13 protein-coding genes are annotated in these 12,366 nt (G+C 66.1%); 10 read left to right on the plus strand and 3 right to left on the minus strand.

Annotated elements, in window-relative coordinates; genetic code table 11:
• Nucleotides 1–30 precede the first annotated feature (30 nt).
• The 7 genes from cobJ (at nt 31) to AC3WG5_RS03220 (ending at nt 6,749) form a co-directional block, all read left to right on the plus strand.
• Nucleotides 31–1,578, plus strand: coding sequence for a precorrin-3B C(17)-methyltransferase (gene cobJ / locus AC3WG5_RS03190; RefSeq protein WP_492567756.1), 1,548 nt, complete (start codon nt 31–33; stop codon nt 1,576–1,578).
• A complete protein-coding gene (locus AC3WG5_RS03195; protein ID WP_492567757.1) occupies nt 1,575–2,684 on the plus strand; it encodes a CobW family GTP-binding protein in 1,110 nt (369 codons plus the stop codon). The genes cobJ and AC3WG5_RS03195 overlap by 4 nt, the downstream gene beginning before the upstream one ends.
• Nucleotides 2,685–2,753: 69 nt before the next feature.
• Nucleotides 2,754–3,356 (plus strand): cob(I)yrinic acid a,c-diamide adenosyltransferase, encoded by a 603-nt coding sequence (gene cobO, locus AC3WG5_RS03200; RefSeq protein ID WP_492567758.1) that lies wholly within the window; start codon nt 2,754–2,756, stop codon nt 3,354–3,356.
• 3 nt (nt 3,357–3,359) lie between these two features.
• Nucleotides 3,360–4,670, plus strand: a complete 1,311-nt coding sequence (locus AC3WG5_RS03205) for a cobyrinic acid a,c-diamide synthase CobB (protein ID WP_492567759.1) — start codon at nt 3,360–3,362, stop codon at nt 4,668–4,670.
• Nucleotides 4,671–4,840: 170 nt separating this feature from the next.
• Nucleotides 4,841–5,524 carry a 5,6-dimethylbenzimidazole synthase gene (gene bluB, locus AC3WG5_RS03210; protein ID WP_492567760.1) on the plus strand — a complete coding sequence of 228 codons (684 nt, stop codon included), beginning with the start codon at nt 4,841–4,843 and terminating at the stop codon, nt 5,522–5,524.
• Nucleotides 5,525–5,733: 209 nt separating this feature from the next.
• Entirely contained in the window at nt 5,734–6,141 is a 408-nt protein-coding gene (locus AC3WG5_RS03215) for a hypothetical protein (protein ID WP_008954025.1), read from the plus strand.
• A 194-nt stretch (nt 6,142–6,335) separates the two neighbouring features.
• Nucleotides 6,336–6,749 (plus strand): PaaI family thioesterase, encoded by a 414-nt coding sequence (locus tag AC3WG5_RS03220; RefSeq protein WP_492567761.1) that lies wholly within the window; start codon nt 6,336–6,338, stop codon nt 6,747–6,749.
• On the opposite strand, the gene AC3WG5_RS03225 is transcribed toward AC3WG5_RS03220, so the two are convergent.
• Complete coding sequence (locus tag AC3WG5_RS03225; RefSeq protein WP_492567762.1) at nt 6,746–7,435, minus strand: ceramidase domain-containing protein; 690 nt, start codon at nt 7,433–7,435, stop codon at nt 6,746–6,748. The genes AC3WG5_RS03220 and AC3WG5_RS03225 overlap by 4 nt on opposite strands.
• A 421-nt stretch (nt 7,436–7,856) precedes the next feature.
• Between AC3WG5_RS03225 and AC3WG5_RS03230 the strand changes: the two genes are divergently transcribed.
• Both AC3WG5_RS03230 and AC3WG5_RS03235 read left to right on the plus strand, forming a co-directional pair.
• Complete coding sequence (locus AC3WG5_RS03230; protein ID WP_492567763.1) at nt 7,857–8,579, plus strand: ferredoxin--NADP reductase; 723 nt, start codon at nt 7,857–7,859, stop codon at nt 8,577–8,579.
• Between the two features lie 98 nt (nt 8,580–8,677).
• On the plus strand, nt 8,678–9,541 hold the full coding sequence (locus tag AC3WG5_RS03235) for a patatin-like phospholipase family protein (protein ID WP_482582203.1): 864 nt from the start codon (nt 8,678–8,680) through the stop codon (nt 9,539–9,541).
• Nucleotides 9,542–9,611: 70 nt separating this feature from the next.
• On the opposite strand, the gene AC3WG5_RS03240 is transcribed toward AC3WG5_RS03235, so the two are convergent.
• On the minus strand, nt 9,612–10,250 hold the full coding sequence (locus AC3WG5_RS03240; RefSeq protein ID WP_492567764.1) for a cysteine hydrolase family protein: 639 nt from the start codon (nt 10,248–10,250) through the stop codon (nt 9,612–9,614).
• 176 nt (nt 10,251–10,426) lie between these two features.
• Nucleotides 10,427–11,299, minus strand: coding sequence for a helix-turn-helix domain-containing protein (locus AC3WG5_RS03245; RefSeq protein ID WP_492567765.1), 873 nt, complete (start codon nt 11,297–11,299; stop codon nt 10,427–10,429).
• Between the two features lie 144 nt (nt 11,300–11,443).
• Between AC3WG5_RS03245 and AC3WG5_RS03250 the strand changes: the two genes are divergently transcribed.
• Entirely contained in the window at nt 11,444–12,349 is a 906-nt protein-coding gene (locus AC3WG5_RS03250) for a DMT family transporter (protein ID WP_492567766.1), read from the plus strand.
• The last annotated feature ends 17 nt before the right edge of the window (nt 12,350–12,366 follow it).

Raw genomic sequence — 12,366 nt, forward strand, 5'->3', positions numbered from 1 at the left:
CATGACCGAACAGACATACGGAAAGCATTAATGAACGGCAAACTCTATCTGGTCTCCGTCGGCCCCGGCACCGCCGAGCTGATCCCGCCGATGGTGAAAGACGCCCTCGCAGCGAGCGAGGTGATCGTGTCCTACGACCTCTACCTCACCTGGATTCAGCCGTGGATCGCCGGCAAGGACATCCGCACCCTGCCGCTGACGCAGGAGCGCGAGCGCGCCCGCCTGGCGCTGGAACAGGCGCGCGCCGGCAAGACCGTGGCGCTGATTTCCAGCGGCGACATCGGCATCTACGCCATGGCGACGCTGGCCTACGAGGACATGCTGGAAACCGACAGCTTCGACGTGCAGCTGATCCCCGGCATCACTTCGGCCAACGCCTGCGCCTCGCTGCTCGGCGCGCCGCTGTCGCACGACTTCGCCACGCTGAGCCTGTCGGACCTGCTGTGCCCGTGGGAGTGGATCGAGAAGCGTGCGCGCCACATCGCCGAGGCCGACCTCGCGGCGGTGTTCTACAACGTGCAGAGCAAGCAGCGTCAGGAAGGCGTCTACCGCATCCTCGACATCATGCTGGAACACAAGCGCCCCGAGACGCTGTGCGGCATCGTGCACAACGCCTATCGCGAGGGCCAGACGGTCGAGGTGGTGACCCTGGCCGAGCTGCGCACGCGCCGCTTCAACATGCTGACCTCGATCGTCATCGGCAACCGCTTCACCAAGCGCAAGCGCAACTGGATCTTCTCGCCGCGCGGCTACGGCAACTGGGACGACACGCCGGACACGGTGAAGGCCGACGCGCTGCCCGAGGGCGCGGTGTGGGTGTTCTCCGGCACCAGCGACGGCAACGCCCTGGCGCGCGAGATCGCCGCGACCGGCCAAGAAGTCGTCGTGTCGAGCGCCACCGACTACGGCGCCGAGCTGGTGGCGCAGAACTGCCCCGGCCTCACCGCAGTCGCCGGCCGCCTCGGCGTTGAGCGCCGCCGCGAGCTGCTGCGCGAAACCGGCGCCCGCGCCATCGTCGATGCCACGCACCCGTTCGCCAGCGACATGTCGCAGCAACTGATCGCGCTCGCCGCCGAGCTGGCGCTGCCCTATCTGCGCTACGAGCGCCCGGGTGCTGCCATCGCCCATGACACGACGGCACACCGCGCCGCCACCATGGACGACGCCGCGCAGCTGGCGATGCAACTCGGCCAGCGCATCTTCCTCGCCACCGGCAGCAAGGACCTGGTGCGCTTCGTCAAGGCAGAGGGCGCGGTGGAGCGCCAATGGTTCGTGCGTCTGGCGCCGGACCCGCAGCACCTGCAGCGCGCCATCGACGCCGGCATCCCGCGCGCCCACCTGGTCGCCATGCAAGGCCCGTTCTCGCAGGCTGCCAACGAGGCGCTGTGGCGCGACTGGGGCATCGACTGCGTGGTGACCAAGGATTCGGGCGACGCCGGCGGCTACCGGGCCAAGGCGGACGCTGCCGCTGCACTGAATATTCCGCTGATCGTGGTTGACCGTCCCCGTGTCGACTACCCGGCGTTGGCGTCCGACTTCGCCGCCGTGCTCGCCGCCCTGCAGGAGCTGCCGGCATGAGCGCGCCCCGCATTCCCGTTACCGTGGTCACCGGCTTTCTCGGCGCCGGCAAAACCACGCTGCTGTCGAATCTGATTCGTGACAGCAAACAGCGGCGCCTCGCCATCCTGGTCAACGAGTTCGGCGAGGTGTCGATCGACGGCGCCCTGCTGCGCGGCGAGGGCGGCGAGGTGGAGATCCACGACCTCTCGCACGGCCTAGTCGCCTACGACGACGACGAGGACTTCCTGCCCACCATGCTGGCGCTGTGGGAGCGCCGCAGCGTGATTGACCACGTGTTGATCGAGACCTCCGGCCTGGCCCTGCCTTCCGCCGTCATGGAACGTTTGCAGGGCGAGGCGTTGGCGCCCTACTTCGTGCTCGACGCCACGCTGGCGGTGGTCGACACCCCGCTGCTGCTGGACGGCGGCTTCGGCCAACCTTCGGACACCGAACAGGCCGCGGACGCCTCGGTCGCCGAGCTATTCGAGATGCAGCTCGCCAACGCCGACATCGTGGTGCTCAACAAGATCGACGCGCTCGATGACGAGGCGCTGCTGGCGGCGGAAACCCGCGTGCGCGCCCTGGCGCCGTCGATCCGCTTCATCGAGCTCGCCTACGACGCCAAGCTCGATACACGTTTAACCTTGGGCCTGCACCTGCACGAACCGGCCAACACCGCGCACCGCCACTACGGCCCGGTGGCGACCATGCCGGGGCTCGCCATGCGCCCGCTCGCCAACCAGGGCCTGCTCGACGGCCACAGCCACAGCGGGCTCGGCGCGCACAGCCACGGGCTGACGACGCACAAGCACTTCCACGAGCAGGACCCGGGCTGGCAGTCGTTCATGATCCGCAGCAAGGAAGCGCAAGACGCTGCGACGCTGCGCGAAGCCGTCGCCGCCATCGCCCGCAGCGAGCCGCTGTTGCGTATCAAGGGCTTCGCCCCGCCGCAAGACGGCGCCGGCCGGCTCCTGGTGCAAGGCGTGCGCAGCCGCATCGAACTCAGCCACGAGCCGGACGCGACGCCGGCGAAACAGGCGCAACTGGTGTTCATCGGCTACCACCCGAGCCGGCCGCGCATCGTGGAGCTGTTATGCGAGCTGACCGGCACCACCTGGCGCTGAGGCCACTTCATCCGGCGGCTCTGCTACTGAAGCAGGCGATAGGCATTGAATGAAAAGAGGAATTGCAGCATGAAAACCGACCCGACTTCCCACCAGCGCATGACCGAGCGGCGCAAGGCCGGCTTCGAGAAGAAGAAGGCCGCCGCCACCAAGGAAAAGGGGCTGTTGATCGTCAACACCGGTACCGGCAAGGGCAAGAGCAGCGCCGCCTTCGGCATGGGCCTGCGCATCGTCGGCCACGGCATGCGTCTGGGCGTGGTGCAGTTCATCAAGGGCGCGCTGCACACCGCCGAGCGCGACTTGCTGGGCAGCTTCGACAACTGCGACTTCCTCACCATGGGCGAGGGCTATACCTGGAACACCCAGAACCGCGATGCCGACATCGCCACCGCCCGCAAGGGTTGGGACGAGGCGCGGCACATGATCGAGAGCGGCGAGTACGACATGGTGATCCTCGACGAGCTCAACGTGGTGCTGAAGTACGAGTACCTGCCGCTCGACGAAGTGCTGGCGGTGTTCGCCGCGCGCTCGCCCGACCTGCACGTGGTGGTCACCGGCCGCCACGCGCCCGAAGCTCTGATCGAGGCAGCGGACCTGGTCACCGAAATGAAGCTGGTCAAGCACCCCTACCGCGAACAAGGCATCAAGGCGCAACAGGGCGTCGAGTTTTAAACCATGCCCAGCACACCGAAGGCTCGCTCCTGCCCGGCGCTGTTCCTCACCGCCCCGGCCTCGCACCAGGGCAAGACCACGCTCACCGCCGGCCTCGCGCGCTACCACCGCGACCAGTGCCGCAAGGTTCGCGTGTTCAAGACCGGGCCGGATTTTCTCGACCCCTACATCCTCGAGCGCGCCTCGGGCCATCAGGTGCATTCGCTCGACCTATGGATGACCGGCGAGGCCGACTGCCGCCGGCGCCTGTACGATGCGGCGAGTGATGCCGACCTGATCCTGATCGAAGGCAGCATGGGGCTGTTCGACGGCACGCCGTCGAGCGCCGATCTGGCGCAAACCTTCGGCGTGCCGGTGCTGGCGGTGATCGACGCCACCGGCATGGCGCAGACCTTCGCCGCCGTCGCGCACGGCCTTGCCAGCTTCCGTCCCGGCCTGCCGTTTTACGGCGTGCTGGCCAACCGCGTCGCCAGCGCGCGCCACGCCGAGATGCTGCTGCAGACGCTGCCGCCCGGCCTGCGCTGTTTCGGCACCGTGATGCGCGAAGACGCCATGAGCCTGCCGGAGCGCCACCTCGGCCTCGTGCAGGCGCAGGAGATCGACGACCTTGAAGCGCGCCTGCAACGCGCCGCCGCGCAGATCGCCGCCACCGCGCTCACCGAACTGCCGCCACCGGTCGCCTTTCGGCCAACGTTGGCCGAAGCCGTGCCGCCACTGCTCTCTGGCGTAAAGATCGCCATCGCGCGCGACCAGGCCTTCTCCTTTATCTACCCGGCCAACCTGGAACTGCTCGAAACGCTCGGCGCCGAGCTCGCGTTCTTCTCGCCGCTGGTCGACGATGCACTGCCGGAGGCCGACGCCGTCTACCTGCCGGGCGGCTACCCGGAACTGCACCTCGCCACGCTTTCGGCCAACCTTCGGACCGCAACCGGTTTGCGAGACCACGTCGCCGCCGGCAAACCGCTCTACGCCGAGTGCGGCGGCATGCTCTACCTGCTTGACGCGCTGACCGACAAGGCCGGCCACACCGGCGCCCTGCTCGGCCTGCTGCCCGGCCACGCCACGCTGGGCCGGCGCCTCGCCGGGCTCGGCTTGCAGTCGGTGGAACTCGACGGCGAAACCCTGCGCGGCCACACCTTCCACTATTCGAGCCTCACCACGCCGCTCGCCCCGCTCACCCATGCCCGACGCGCCAGCGGCACGGCACCGGGCGAAGCGGTGTATCGCCACGGCAGCATCGTGGCGAGCTATCTGCACGCCTGGTTCCCGTCCAACCCCATCGCCACCGCCCGATTGTTCAGAGGGGGTCCCTAAAACCTGCTGCGCGCTCCGATTGCTGCGTTGCACGGTTGGCGTGCGAGTTGCTCAGCAACTCGCCCAGCCACAGGCTCCATTGCTGTACAACTTGTACTATCTCGGTCGCTGCGCGCCGTGCGCCTTGCACTCGGCTCGCTCGCGACGGTTTTCAAGGCCCCCCCTATACCATGAATCGATACAGTGACACCGAAATCGCCGCCGTCTACCGCGCCATCCGCGAACGGCGCGACATGCGCCACTTCCGCCCCGACCCGGTCGACCCCGAAGTCCTCGCCCGCCTGCTGCAAGCCGCGCATCTCGCGCCGAGCGTCGGCTTCATGCAGCCGTGGCGCTTCATCCGCATCAGTGACGCGCAACTGCGCCGCGACATGCATGCCCTGGTCGAAGCCGAACGGGTGCGCACCGCCGAAGCGCTCGGCGAGCGCCAGGACGAATTCATGCGCCTCAAGGTGGAAGGCATCCTCGATTGCGGCGAAGTGCTGGTGGCGGCGCTGATGGACGGGCGCGAACGCCACGTGTTCGGCCGGCGCACCCTGCCGGAGATGGACCTCGCCTCGGTCGCCTGCGCCATCCAGAACCTGTGGCTCGCTGCCCGTGCCGAAGGCCTCGGCCTGGGCTGGGTCTCGCTGTTCGACCCGGCCGCGCTGGGCGAACTGCTGCAACTACCGCCGGGTGCCAAGGCTGTGGCCATTCTCTGCTTAGGCCACGTCGACGCCTTCTACGAAAAACCGATGCTGGAACAGGAACACTGGGCCAGCCGCCGGCCGCTGGAAGAACTGGTTTTCGAAAACGGTTGGCGCCATGAGGTACTGGCTGAACCCGGCCGACACGACGACACCCCAGTCTGCTAAGAACCGCCAACGAAAACCTCTTGGCGTTGTTGTACTGTCTGCGGCGGTGCGCCTAGCCAAGAGCGCCGTGCTGGGTTTTGTTGGCGGCTCATAAAAGAGCCGACGTCGGCCCCGCTGTGCCGCTCTAGGCAATGCACGTTAAAATGCTCCCCTCGAACCCCCGCGGGGCGCGGCTACGGGCGTGCCCCACTCAACCAGAAAGTCAGCGCATGGCCGCCAAACCCAAGAAACCCTCCGCAGCCAATCCCAGTCGCGACGCCAGACTGGCGTTGGAAAAGCGCCTGGCGCGCGCCGAGCAAGCCTGCCAGGCGCTGATGGCGGCGTTCACCGAGCTGGAGAACGCCGGTGCGCTCGACGCCCACGACACCGCCCGCCAATATCTACAAATGTGCCGGGTGCACTACCGCAAGATCCGCAACGGCAAGGTACTGGGCCCGGCCGACTTCAACGCCGCGGTCGACGTCTGCACCAGCGCGCGCCGCGCCCTCTTGGCGCTCGACCCGGCGTTGAACTTCGACAGTTTCACCCCGGCCGACACCCTGCGCGACATCCTGCAGCAGGCCGACGGCGTTTTGGGCGACTACCAACAGCTGAAGACAGGCGGCGCCAAGCCCTGAGAACCTGTTTACGATCTGCGGCGCGTCGGCGATACGGCGTTAAAACCGTCTTCGGAATGCTCATTGACCACGTGTAAACGCCGCTTCCTTAGCCGTTTTTGCCTTGTCTCGCTCTAGCTCGCGAGATCGTAAACAGGCTCTCGCCGCTCAGCCGATCTCTCCCACCCTCCGGATCAGTACGACAGGAACCACCCATGAGCGACTTCTTCGGCATCCACAGCCCCTTCATCGAGCATTGCGGCATCGTCGCCGTAGAACGCGAACCCGGCCTTGCTCGGGCGCGCGTCGAGCTGACCCCGCAGCTGTTGAACGCCGCCGGCAACGGCCACGGCGGGCTGTTGATGACGCTGTTCGACGTCACGCTGGCCGCCGCCGCCCGCGGCATGCGCCCGAATTCGACCGGTGTCGCCACGGTGGACCTGAACGTCAGCTTCCTGGAGCCCGCCAACGGCGTGCTGGACTGCGAAGGCCGCGTGCTGCGCGCCGGCGCCTCCCTGGTATTTTGCGAAGGGGAAATCCGCGATGCGGCGGGCGGGTTTGTCGCCAAGGCGATGGGCACTTTCAAGCTGATAACACCGCGCACGGCCGGGCAGATCACCAGCGACTAGAACGGCTCGCCTACACGGCGTCCCGCGACGCCGCCGAGGCGACCGGACAGCGCTGCCCCCGACACCCCCAGCATCCACCCTCGCACCGCCAGCGCCAGCACCACGGCATTGAGAAAGTGCCACAGGAAATGCGTGCCGATGGCGAAGGCGGGACAGACGGCATTGTCGACGGAGCGGAAAAACAGCGACACCACGAAAATGCCACCCGCCGCCGCCAGCGGCTTCCAGCCCGCGCGGCCGGTCCGGCCATGCCAGACCGCGATGCCCAGCAACACCAGCAGCGCCGGCAGGTAGGACAGCGAACCGTTCAGCCATTGCGGGTAATTTCCGGCCTCGACCCCGGCGGCGACGAAACCCGCCAGGAAAATCCCCGCCGCAACGCGCCGCCAGCCGGCGATATCGCGGAAATAGCGCCAGAGAAACACCAGTTGGAACAACAGGATGGGCAGCACATCGAGCCACTCGGCCCAACCGGTGGCGAAAGCGTGGAAGATGAAGCTGCCGGCACCGATCAACGCCAGCAACCCCGCCAGCCAGCGCGCCCGGCCCGAGTCCGCACCCGCCATCGCAGCGTGACGCCACACCCACCAGGCAGCGGCAAAAAATGCCAGATTGCTCAGTGTATTGATCGGCTCGCCGAGCAAACCCGGTGCGATCCGCTCGCAGTACAAATCGACATAAGCCACGGGCGCCCCCGCCTGACGATGGAAAGACACCCACTCTAGACGGACTTGATGAAAGCACCGTGACCGTGCGCTTTCCACCATCGATCCCGCCCATTTACCCATAGCGGACCTTCAAGGCTGAACTCGGGCCACCCCCTTTCGCACGGGTCAAGCCGGCTCACAGGGCATGCCGAGTCCCCGTTCCGGGTGGAACGAGGATCTTCATTAACGCGCATAAGACGCGTCTTATCTCCTATTGGGCACTGGCGAGAAGTGCATGACTAAAAGCGGCACCACCAACCGTCAGGGTGCTCGAGTGATATCAAAATATTAAATCATATAATGATTGACAAACAGGCATTAGTGGCCAAATCTGAAATAACCGCACACCAACGCCCTCCAGAGCAAACGGCAAGATTCATCGACCAATGGGAGCCACAAAATGAGTGCTTACGACACAAGAATCGAAGGCCACGAAATGATCGTGGAGGGCACTATGGCGTTTCATTTTGAAAAACCGCCAGGCTTCAGTTTCAAGCCCGGTCAGGCGATGGACGTCGTCCTCGTCGATCCACCGGCTACCGATCCACAAAGCGCCCGCCATGCCTTCTCTATCGTCAGCGCGCCGTTCGAAGAGCATCTGAGCATTACCACGCGCATGCGCGACAGTGCGTTCAAGCGAGCCTTGAAGTCGCTGGCAATCGGGTCGCCCATCCGGATCGAAGGGCCGTTCGGATCGCTGACCCTGCACAACAATCGTGCGCGGCCGGCCGTCTTTATTGCGGGAGGGATTGGCATTACGCCGTTCATGAGCATCTTGCGGCAAGCGGCACAGGATGGGTTAGCACAGCGCCTGGTATTGATCTATTCCAATCGCCGGCCGGAGGACGCCGCCTTTCTCGCCGAACTGCAAACGCTTGAACAACGGAACCATCACTTCCGTCTGGTGGCGACGATGACACAGATGGAGCAATCCAGCCGGCCATGGACGGGAGACGTGGGCAAGATTGACGAGACGCTGTTGAAACGGGTCATCGGCGAGCTTCCGGCGCCGATCTACTACCTTGCCGGACCGCCTGCGATGGTCGAAGACATGCACCGGGTATTGAATCTTGCCGGCGTCGATGATGATGATATCCGCACCGAAGAGTTCTACGGGTACTGAGAGTCGCCAACACGCATTCCGAATACCCGCCTCACCCCTGGCGCTCTCGCCGTCGCTCGGGATGGGGTCCCCCCAAATCACAGCGGAGGGAACCCTGAATGACAAACAGCCCCTCGGGAAAAACCGCTTTCGTGCTGGCTGGCGGTGGCAGTTTCGGCGCCATCCAGGTGGGGATGCTGCGGGAGCTGGTGAGGAACGGCATCCAGCCTGAACTGGTGGTGGGCTCATCGGTGGGAGCCCTGAACGGTGCCTATTTTGCAGGGAATCCGACAGCGGCTGGAGTGGCCAGCCTGGAAAGCATCTGGTGCGGTCTGCAACGCCAGGAGATATTTCCGCTGACCTTGCGTCACCTCGTCGGCCTGTTTTTCGAGTCGCCGTCTCTGGTCGATTCGGGAGGGTTACGTCATCTCGTTGAGCGCCACCTTCCCTACCGGAACCTGGAGAACGCCGCCATCCCCATACATATTACGGCCACCGAGCTGTTGAGTGGTGCCTCAGTGCGGCTGTCCTCCGGTCCGGCCATCGAGGCGATCCTTGCCAGTTGCGCGATACCGGCGGCCTTTGCGCCGGTTCGAGTCGGGGAAACGTATCTGATTGACGGCGCCATCGCCAGCAACACGCCCATCATGACAGCCGTCGAACTGGGGGCCAGCCGGCTGGTCGTGCTACCCACCGGCTTTGCCTGCGCCCTCGAAGCGCCACCCGCAACAGTCATTGCCAACGCCCTGCATGCGCTTAACTTGCTGATCGCGCATCAACTCGTTCGTGATCTGGAGCAGCTCACCGGCCAGGTTGAGGTGATCACGGTGCCGCCGTTGTGCCCCCTGTCGGTATCGCCCTACGATTTCTCGCGCGCTCGTGAATTGATCGAGCGCGCGGCAGAGAACACGCGCCGCTGGCTGGATAGCGGAGGAATGACGCGACAAAGGATTCCCGGCGCGCTACGGCCGCATGTCGACTGATGTCGGCTGCCATGCCGGCACAGCGTGGGCATGGCAGCCGATGTGCGCTTGGCAGCGCCCGATACCGGCATCAAGCCATGCGCGCTCTCATTTGCAGCGCATGTTGGTTGGAAGCGTAGATCGACTCGCGCTCCGGCAGCGGCTGCCCAGCGAGCGCGGCAAGCCAGGTGGCCGTATCCATCACATTGGCAAAACGCGACTGCAACACCACCATGAAGGTGCGATGGATCATCTCCGCACTGACGAGGCCGGCCCGGTTGGAATACGGGACCGAGCCGGTGGCGTCGTCCAGCACCTCGACGGCAAACCCGGTGTGCAGCGCCTGCTTCACCGTCGAATCGACGCAGTTGTGGGTCATGTAGCCGACCACCGTCAGCGTGTCGATGCCCTGCTCGCGCAGCCAGCTTTCCAGATCGGTGCCGGCAAAGGCACTGGGCAGGGTCTTCTCCACGTAATGCTCGGCGGGACGGCCGGCCACCACCGGATGCAACGCCCAGCCGTCGGAGCCGCGGGCAAAGATCGGCGAACCGGACGGCGCGCTGTTCTGCACCACCACGATGGGTATGCCCGCCGCATGCGCGGCGTCCATGGCCTGGCCGATATGGCTCAGCGACAACTCCACCGCCGGGTATTCGATCCTCAAGTGGCCCGTGACGTATTCGTTTTGCACATCGATGACGATCAGCGCGCGTTTCATGGAAGCGGTCATGTCTCTCTCCTGGTCAACAAAGACGGGCCGGACAGGCGATATCGCGGCCATGGCGATCATTCTTGCCGTGCAGACGGAGGCCCCAACACCACGCAATAGCGCCAGAGCGATCGGAGGCGACACCTCGTGCGTCTCGCCAAGCGTGCTACAGCGCGATCAACAGGCCGGGCGGGCGCCTATCTCCCCGCCCAGCGCCGGTATTCGCCGGGCGTCACGCCGAGCGCGGCACGGAAGCGGTTGGCCAGGTGGCTGGCACTGGCGAAGCCGCAGCTCGCGGCGATATCGGCCAGCGCCTGATCCCCTCCCGCCAGCGCCTCCCGGGCGCGCAGCAGGCGACGCTGCAAGATCCAGGCATGTGGAGGTTGGCCGAACGAGGCGCGGAACATGCGCGCGAAGTGGTACTCCGACAGCGCCAGCTCGGCCGCCAGTTCGCCCACCGTCAACACGCTGTCGAGCCGGGCCTCGATCAGCTCCTGCACGCGGCGGCGCTGCGCCGGGGCGAGCCCTCCTCTCACTGTCACCGTGCGGCGCCGGCCGGTCTGCGTCAGCATCAGGTGCGCCAGCACCTCATGGCCGAGCGCGTTGCCGGCCAGCCGGCCATGCGGATCGTCCCAATCGAGTCCGGCCAGTTGCCGGCACGCCGCCGCGAGCAGCGGGTCGTCCATGTAGGTGCGGTCGTAGAGCTGCTGGTCGCGCGCCTCGCGGTCGAGCAGGGTCAGTGCCAGGGCGTCGAAGCGGCCGGGGGCAAAATACAGGTGCAGAAAGCGGATCGGGCCGCTGACGCGCCAATCCGATTCGTGTTCGGCGGGCAGGATGCACAGCTTGTCCGGCGCCCCACGCCGGCCGGGCTGGTCGCGGCGCCGAATGTCGAAACCGCCTTCGAGGTAGAGCGACAAGGTATGGTGGCCGGGACGGCTGTAGACGGTGTCTTCCAGCTGGTTGCGCTGCCACAGCGCGACCGACAGGCCGTCGCCGAGCGTGCTGCTGCGCTCCAGTTCGGCGCGGGTCTGGGTCAGGGTGTCGTAAACGGGTAGGGTGGCGCGGGGCATGATGTGGCTTTCTCGATGCCGTTAGTGTACGGCCTGACGGCCTATACGGCATCGCTCGGCGCCAAAAAAGCGCAGGAATGTGCAATCCCGTTCCGCCGGGTTCGGTGAAACTAGCGCCATTGTCCCTCCCCCGGAGTCATCGCCATGAACGCCCTGCTTTACCTCTCCACCGTGCTGATCTGGGGCACCACCTGGATCGCCATCAAGGTGCAGTTGGGGCCGGTTCCGATTCCGCTCTCGATCGCCTACCGCTTTTTCCTCGCCGCCGCGGCGTTGTTCGCCATCCTGGCCTGGCGCCGCCAGCTGCGTCGCCCGCACGGCACAGCCCTCGGCCTGATCGCCGCGCAGGGGCTGACGCTGTTCTGCTTCAATTTCCTGTGCTTTTACTACGCCAGCCACTATCTGCCGAGCGGTTTGGTGGCCGTGGTGTTCTCCACCGCCACGCTGTGGAACGCACTGAATGCGCGCCTGATCCTCAAGCGCCGCATTGCCCCGCAGGTGATGGCGGGCGGCGCGCTGGGGCTGGCCGGGATCGCCACCCTGTTCTGGCCGCAATTGGCCGGCCACAGCACCGACGGCGGCACCCTGCTCGGGTTGGGGCTATCGGTCCTGGGCACCCTGTGCTTCTCCGCCGGCAACCTGCTGTCGGCACGGCTGCAGGCGCTCGGCCACACGCCGTTGCAGACCAATGCCTGGGCCATGCTGACCGGCGCGCTGATCCTGCTCGCGGGCAGCCTCGCCGCCGGCCTGCCGCTCACCCTCGACACCTCGCCGCACTACTTGGGTGCTCTCTTCTACCTCGCCATTCCCGGCTCGGTGATCGGCTTCACCGCCTACCTGATGCTGGTCGGCCGGCTCGGCCCGGAGCGCGCGGCCTACTGCACCGTCCTGTTCCCGGTGGTGGCACTGAACGTGTCGGTGTGGCTGGAGGGCTATCACTGGACGCCGCTCGCGCTGGCGGGGCTGATTCTGGTGTTGGCCGGCAACGTGCTGGTATTCCGTCAGCCTGCACGGCGCACAGCGGCCCCCGTCACCAGCCGGGCAGCCTGAGCCGCCCCATGCTGGCG

This window comes from Pseudogulbenkiania sp. FW507-F1 (genome assembly GCF_058781125.1).

Excerpts from the sequence above, each read along its gene's own strand:
- bluB (WP_492567760.1), top strand. The coding sequence starts at position 4,841 with ATGAATCGATACAGTGACACCGAAATCGCCGCCGTCTACCGCGCCATC.
- AC3WG5_RS03250 (WP_492567766.1), top strand. The coding sequence starts at position 11,444 with ATGAACGCCCTGCTTTACCTCTCCACCGTGCTGATCTGGGGCACCACC.
- cobJ (WP_492567756.1), top strand. The coding sequence starts at position 31 with ATGAACGGCAAACTCTATCTGGTCTCCGTCGGCCCCGGCACCGCCGAG.
- AC3WG5_RS03230 (WP_492567763.1), top strand. The coding sequence starts at position 7,857 with ATGAGTGCTTACGACACAAGAATCGAAGGCCACGAAATGATCGTGGAG.
- AC3WG5_RS03205 (WP_492567759.1), top strand. The coding sequence starts at position 3,360 with ATGCCCAGCACACCGAAGGCTCGCTCCTGCCCGGCGCTGTTCCTCACC.
- AC3WG5_RS03195 (WP_492567757.1), top strand. The coding sequence starts at position 1,575 with ATGAGCGCGCCCCGCATTCCCGTTACCGTGGTCACCGGCTTTCTCGGC.
- AC3WG5_RS03245 (WP_492567765.1), bottom strand. The coding sequence starts at position 11,299 with ATGCCCCGCGCCACCCTACCCGTTTACGACACCCTGACCCAGACCCGC.
- cobO (WP_492567758.1), top strand. The coding sequence starts at position 2,754 with ATGAAAACCGACCCGACTTCCCACCAGCGCATGACCGAGCGGCGCAAG.
- AC3WG5_RS03220 (WP_492567761.1), top strand. The coding sequence starts at position 6,336 with ATGAGCGACTTCTTCGGCATCCACAGCCCCTTCATCGAGCATTGCGGC.
- AC3WG5_RS03215 (WP_008954025.1), top strand. The coding sequence starts at position 5,734 with ATGGCCGCCAAACCCAAGAAACCCTCCGCAGCCAATCCCAGTCGCGAC.
- AC3WG5_RS03235 (WP_482582203.1), top strand. The coding sequence starts at position 8,678 with ATGACAAACAGCCCCTCGGGAAAAACCGCTTTCGTGCTGGCTGGCGGT.
- AC3WG5_RS03240 (WP_492567764.1), bottom strand. The coding sequence starts at position 10,250 with ATGACCGCTTCCATGAAACGCGCGCTGATCGTCATCGATGTGCAAAAC.